This is a genomic window from uncultured Anaerococcus sp. (assembly GCF_937934665.1).
Lineage (GTDB): Bacteria > Bacillota > Clostridia > Tissierellales > Peptoniphilaceae > Anaerococcus.
Genome location: NZ_CALGYW010000123.1, coordinates 1 through 4886 on the forward strand (window position 1 = coordinate 1; position 4886 = coordinate 4886).

The following is a 4886-nucleotide window of genomic DNA, read 5'->3' on the forward strand; positions in this document are numbered from 1 at the left end:
AAAATCCCGGGAAATTTTTATATCTTCTAGGCTTTTGCCTCTGCCTTGTCATCTTCCTTATCATCACCAAAGCCTAAGAAACTTAGCTTGGTTTCCGAAATAACAATGGCTATAAAGATTAGGATAAAACCTATAATCTTATTTGTAGTCAAAGATTCTATACCCATAAAGACTGGGATTAGGATACCAAAGATTGATTCTGTAGCTAGAATTAGGGCAGCTGAAGATGCTGTCGCAAATTTTTGTCCTATATTTTGTAATAGGAGGGCTACAGTTGTACATATAACAGCAAGGTAACCTACTTCTAGTAAAGCTTTCTTAGTTATAACTATAGCAGAGTTATCTTCAAAGACTAAAGTTACTATTATTGATTAAACTGCTGCCATCGCAAATTGTAAAATAGTAATAAGGGTAGGGTCTTTACCCTTGGATAACTTGGTTACAGCTACTATATGAGCTGCAAATAAGACACCTGATAGGAGGGCAAAACCATCACCCATGAAAGCTTCCTTACCTTGGTCAAAGACAGATCCACCGTCTCCACCTGCCATAGATACAAAATAAATACCTACGATAGTAAAGGCTGCCGCAATGATATTAAACTTATCTGGTCTCTTTTTCATAGCAAACCATGCTAAAAATGGCACTATTACACAGTAAGATGCTGATAAGAAAGCTGACCTACCTGGGTCTGTATAACCAACACCTATAGTCTGAACTGAATAGGCCATAAATAAAAATACACCTATAATAAGACCACTTTTTAGATCGTCCTTGCTCATATCTCTTAATTTTTTCCAAAATATTATAGATAAGATTATTGCCGATACTGTAAACCTAATGGCAAGAATCATATTTGGTTCGAAAGTTGCTTGAGCAACCTTAACCACGGTTAAGGAAGATCCCCAAAGGATGGCTACTATTAAAAGTAGAACCTTACCTAGGAGTCCCTTTTTAGCCGTTTTTTGACCATTTTCCCTTGTTCACTCATAATTTCTCCTCATTAAATTTTTATATTCATATTTACCCTAATTTTATACCCAAAATCTCTATTTTAAATAATTTATTTTTCTAAAAACTATTATTTACAAAATTTTTTAAGACTATTATATATTTACCCACAAAAAAACTAGACGCCTTTGCGCCTAGCCTAAAACTTTATATTATTTTATATCTACAAATATTCTCTTTGAATTAGCATTTCTTAGTCTGTAGTATCTTACTGGTCTACCTGACTTATCTCCCATATGGCCTACTCTTGGAGTAACTGTTACTCCATTTTCTGAATAATTCATATGGATGATTGTATCTTCAGCCTTATTTAGGATAAATCCTGTGTGGCCGCCTTCTCCAAGAGATCTGCCTGGTATACCTGATACAAAGATATCACCGTAGTCTATCTCACTTTCGCTTATTTCATACATAATGCTGCCGTTTCTTCCCATGGCAAATAGGGTTTCAGTATTACCTATAAAGGCATTTTTGTTTAGGAAGCCTCCGTAGATTAGAGATCTAAATACAGCTGATGAGCAGTCTGCAGATTTTTCTGTTGTTCTAGCAGGGCCCATATCATAGGTCATGCCGTTATTTTTAGCGTTGAACATCCAGTCCATTACAGAGTCAATATTTTTCTCACCTGCTACCTTGTAGCCAGAAATGGTTGCGATTCCTTTTTCGTTTGTCTTATATTCTATACCTTTTTTTATGTAGGTAGAGTTTAAAACTAGACCATTATCATCAAAGCAATAAAGGTTGCCATTGATCTTCCAAACGCCTTTTTTAACATAACCCGCATTGTTAGTGTGGAAGGTCTTGCCTTCATAAGTTACCCAGTCATCTTTAACTAGGGTAGCTATACCCTTATCATCTATACTAAAGTATAGACCATTGGTTATAGAAGGCCTACCGGTAATCATTGCCCCTGTTTTATAATTAAAGATATAGGTATTGCCGTTAATTTCAGCTATTCCCCTAGTAAGGCTACCGTCTGCCTTAGTCCTATAGCTTACGCCATCTACTGCAACCCACTTATTTTTTGGATTGGTAACTATACCCATTGGGTTTACTTCGTAGTATTTATCAGCAAGGATTAGTTTCTTGTTAGTTTGAAGTTTACCTTCCTTATCAAAGAAAAAGTCCTTGTCATTAATCTTTGTTATACCCTTGGCAATCTTGCCGTTTCCTAGAGTCCTGTAAATATTGTTATTTACATTTACCCATCTGTTATTAACAGTTTTCATCCTACCAGCATTGTCTAGTTCATAGTAGGCACCTTGGGTTATAAGCTTCTTGTTTCTCTCAAGAGCACCCTCATTTGAGAAGTAAAACTTAACCTTGTTTATCTCGTTTATACCCTTAAGGATATTGCCCTTGCTGTTATTATAGTAAATATCACTTCCGATATTTAGCCACTTATTTTTTGGATTTGTAATTGTACCTGACTTATCAGCCCTATAAATCCTATCTTCAACTTTGATATTAGCATTTTTAACTAATTTATTATTCCTATAATAATTTATTTTATTTTGCTTTTTAACAAAGTAACCACCAGTGTTTTCTGCATAGTAGTTTTCTGACTTAAGTTCAGTTTGCTCGTTATGTAGCTCTTTAAGCTCTGTGGTATCATTACGAAGATTTTCTAGGCCTTCATCTAGACTTGTCGCATCATAGTAGATAACACCCGGAATTCTTTCCTCGCTAAAATCACCGTCTACTTCTACTTGGCCAGGGTTTTCTTCTTGGCTTGTTTGTGCAGGTTCGTCGGATTCTTCGGAAAGTTCTATAGATTCTTCAGTTTCTTCGCTAACTTCATTAGCTAAAGCTTCATCAGAAGATACTTCTTCTAAATCTTGGGCCTTATCATCGGCATTTTCATCAGAAAAATCTGCAGGATTTTCTAAACTTGACTGATCACTATTAGTATCAAAGTCAAAATTATCATAAGACTTAGTCTCTATTTCACCACTAGGCTCAGCAAAGTCTTGGTTTTCTAACTCTTCCTCATTATTAGTTACTGGTAAGTCACTATCCTCGCTAGCCTTCTCAACTCTTTCATTCGAAAGTTGTTTATTATCCTCATTAGCATAAGCATTATCAGTTAGGTTGATAGCAGAGGTTAAAAATAAGGTTGAGGCAAGAAGGACAGTTCTATTTATTTTTTTCATTGTCTTTTCCCTCTCTCATATTACAATTTTATTACAGGTATTTCTTGTCTGTTACAAAATATATACCTATTATATAGTATTTTTCAATAAATTGCAACAAAAAAGTTACAAAATTGTAAAGATTTGTAAGAACTTACTCCCCCTCTTTAGCTACCTACTTTATAAAACACTTCAAAAATGGTATGATTACTTATATAATGATACAATCAAGGAAATAAAAAAGGATGGAAATATGAAGAGTAAATCGCTAATTTTAGCCCTCGCCCTAGGCTTTGTTATAACAGGATGCAATGACTCTGCTAGACCAGAATCCAAAGTCTCTGAAGAAACCATAGCCAAGGCCCTAGACGGCAAGGTAGACCTAGAAAAAGAGAAAAAAGAAGAAAGCAAAAAAGAAACAAAAGAAGAAAAGTCAAAAAAAGAGTCTAAGTTTGAAGTAAACGGAGACACTCTAAGAAAGCTCATGGTAGATATGGGAGAGTTTGCCCCATCACTTGCTAGAAAACTAGATGACGAAGAACTCGTTAAGCTTTATAAAAAATGCGAAAAAATGAGCGATAGAACTGGATATTGGGATGTCAAAGACTTCTTCTTCCAAGAGCTAGCCTATGAATACCCAGATCAGTCACTAAAATTCCCACTAGAATCAATCGAGACAAAATACTACTGGAAAAAATCTCCAGACGACCTAATCGGAAATAAGTTTGAATGGGAAAGAAACCTCATGGTAGAAAACGGAGCAGACTATGATGAAATCTGGTCATTTACAGACAAGGAAGTAGAAGAGGCCTTCCACCAAGCCTACGAAGAAGACCCACTAGCCTACTACGAAGACTATGTAGAAATGGCAGAAGAAATCCTAACAGGAACTAAGGCAGAGACTGATGATATAGAAACTGACGAAACTACAACTAGTAGCGAAAACACAGGTGCTGCAGATCCAGAAGAATACGAAAACCTAATCAAATTTGGATCAAGCGAAGCAGACTACAAGGCCCTAAAAGAAGCCCTTGTAAATCACTATGAATTTGATAAAGAAATAGTAGATCAAATTCCAAACAAAGACATAGATCTTGCCTACACCAGGGCTCAAAAACGCCTAGAAGAAACAGGGTTTGGAGATATAGGACTAGTCTTTGACGAAATCGGTAAACTCTACCCAGGTGCATCTACCATGTATACTGGAGAAAACTAATATTTACAAAGAAAAGACGGGTAAATAAAAAATCCCGTCTTTTTATCTACCTATAATATAAAGAATTTTAAAATCACAATTCTAATCATAAGCTATGACAAATACCTCTCAGAAAGCCTCATATAATGCCTATAAAGGGCAGTAAACTTTGTTCGGTGGTTCTTTTTCCGTGGCTTATCTCTGCCGCAAAAGTGGAGGACTACGGTGTTTTCCATGACCCATTCTAAGTCTTCCTCACCCTTGCTTCTTAAAAGATAGGACGAATAATTTCTCGCATCATAATTGTAAATAGAATCCTTAAGGGCCAAAACCCTATCTCCATACATGGCATTTAGGATGTCTTGGTCTGGAAGTAATAAATTTTTGTAGTTACGGTCTGCATAGGCAAAAATTTCCTCAGGCACAATCTCTTCTCGAGCTCTTTTGAGATTTATAAGCAAAAATCCTGAATTATAGTAATCTGTATCCGTACCTAGGCGGATTTTATTTACATTATTTGCCATATCAGTCTTTCCTGTGTGGCTTGC

General features: G+C 35.9%; 3 protein-coding genes and 1 pseudogene. 1 reads left to right on the forward strand and 3 read right to left on the reverse strand.

The features are described from left to right. Nucleotides 1–26: 26 nt before the first annotated feature. Nucleotides 27–944: pseudogene (locus Q0410_RS06510) on the reverse strand (DMT family transporter); the annotation flags it as partial. Between the two features lie 219 nt (nucleotides 945–1163). Beyond that, nucleotides 1164–3164, reverse strand: coding sequence for a peptidoglycan amidohydrolase family protein (locus Q0410_RS06515; protein ID WP_299034540.1), 2001 nt, complete (start codon nucleotides 3162–3164; stop codon nucleotides 1164–1166). A gap of 232 nt (nucleotides 3165–3396) precedes the next feature. Here Q0410_RS06515 and Q0410_RS06520 point away from each other — a divergent pair, with 232 nt between their 5' ends. Next, nucleotides 3397–4359: a hypothetical protein gene (locus tag Q0410_RS06520; RefSeq protein WP_299034543.1), complete on the forward strand. Its 963-nt coding sequence runs from the start codon at nucleotides 3397–3399 to the stop codon at nucleotides 4357–4359. Nucleotides 4360–4451: 92 nt separating this feature from the next. Here the strand turns inward: Q0410_RS06520 and Q0410_RS06525 are convergent. Further along, the coding region (locus Q0410_RS06525) for a glycosyltransferase (protein WP_299034546.1) at nucleotides 4452–4886 on the reverse strand (435 nt) is incomplete at its 5' end.